The sequence below is a fragment of the Nitrincola sp. A-D6 genome (genome assembly GCF_000764495.1).
Taxonomy (GTDB): domain Bacteria; phylum Pseudomonadota; class Gammaproteobacteria; order Pseudomonadales; family Balneatricaceae; genus Nitrincola.
Genome location: NZ_JRLB01000116.1, coordinates 1 through 1,519 on the forward strand (window position 1 = coordinate 1; position 1,519 = coordinate 1,519).

At 43.1% G+C, this 1,519-nt stretch carries 3 protein-coding genes; all 3 read right to left on the bottom strand.

Going from position 1 to position 1,519, the window contains the following annotated elements; genetic code table 11:
- Window positions 1–849 (bottom strand): hypothetical protein (locus LH51_RS18385; RefSeq protein ID WP_036525095.1); only part of this gene is annotated, 849 nt, incomplete at its 3' end.
- A gap of 25 nt (window positions 850–874) precedes the next feature.
- Window positions 875–1,081 (bottom strand): hypothetical protein, encoded by a 207-nt coding sequence (locus tag LH51_RS18390; RefSeq protein WP_036525097.1) that lies wholly within the window; start codon window positions 1,079–1,081, stop codon window positions 875–877.
- Between the two features lie 234 nt (window positions 1,082–1,315).
- The coding region (locus LH51_RS23200; protein WP_235263826.1) for a hypothetical protein at window positions 1,316–1,519 on the bottom strand (204 nt) is incomplete at its 5' end.

Here is a 1,519-nt window from a genome sequence, read left to right on the forward strand (position 1 = left end):
CTGTAGGCGTGACAGTCTATAAAAGAGATAGTCATACCATTGAACATGTTTGGGTTTACGTTTTGGCCCTAGTTGATCCAGCCACCTCGGATTAGGATTAGTTAAATAGTCGGTCAGAAAATCACGTAAATAATAGGATTGATACTTCACCATTGCGCCATTCAGGAAGCAACTGGCGCCTATACTCAACAAGCCATTTTTTTGTTTATGCGGAAGTGGTAACCAGATATTTAACGGACCACTCATATTATAAGGATCGTTAGCCTGTTTACCGCGAGGCACATGGGCTTCGATCAATTGTAATGGATCGCTCATACCTGGTGGAAAGTGAACACAGACAAAATGACCCCGCATCCAAGTGTAGATAATTCGGCGCTTTCGATCGATACGATAAGGATTACCCACCGCTAGATTTAATAAAATCCAAGGAATTACGATTATTCCGATGAAAAATAGGCCTGCAACGATGCCACGGCCGTGGCGTTCGATATTATATACATAAAATTGTTGATAAGATTCACCTTCTGGAGTAAAGCCGGGATTACTTTTATCTTCGTAAAATGCAAAGGCATCTAAAATATAACTTTCCCTAAAAAACATCCTATGAATTTTTTCATAAGCTATCCCTGGCTCACCATTCGCAGTAAACCAGCCAGGATCATACGAGGGCCCCAACCCCAAAATTAATGCAAAAAATATTAACTTGAACCAAGCATTCAATATATCTGAAACAAATGAAGGTATTTCAATAGTATCGTCATCTATACGCGTAATTGATAGATTCATAACATCAATCACATCAGGGTTTTCAGTGGGATTGGGAATAAGTTCCAACGGTGGTGATGACATCAGGTAATCCTATATTTTGCTTGGCTTATGTTGCTGTAATTTCAAGCGGCTCTATCATGATAAATCGCTGTGGTTCACCATCCGGCATCAAACGATCAAAACTCACCGCTAATCGAAGCCGTGCTTCACCAGCATATGCAGATAAATTTAACGACGCGACACCAGGACCTACCCATTCACGACGTATCTGATGACTTTGAATGCGTGCCCAGGTTGATGCGCCTGTCATCATGCCATGCGCCCCACGCGGCTGATAATTTTCTAAGCTGATAGATAACTGTGCTGAAGTTAATAGTTGAATTCAGGGATTGTTTGGAATAAACATGACCGATGGATCACCACCCCTCATCCGTGACACGCTTCAAGGTCATCCCTGACTCGCTCGACTGCCGTCGTCCTGACGGCAGACGGTCACGGCTGAGAGGGTGGTGTTCCTTGTTGCACTCCATGCCAATATCCACGTTGATCAAGCGTAAGGCATATAGTCAGGGTACAGCTTCGAACTTGGATTTTTCATAAACTCTGCAATAGCCTGTTCCGTTTTACGTTTTTTGAACGGGAATTGCGGTAAGAGCTGTAGGCGTGACAGTCTATAAAAGAGATAGTCATACCATTGAACATGTTTGGGTTTACGTTTTGGCCCTAGTTGATCCAGCCACCTCGGATTAGG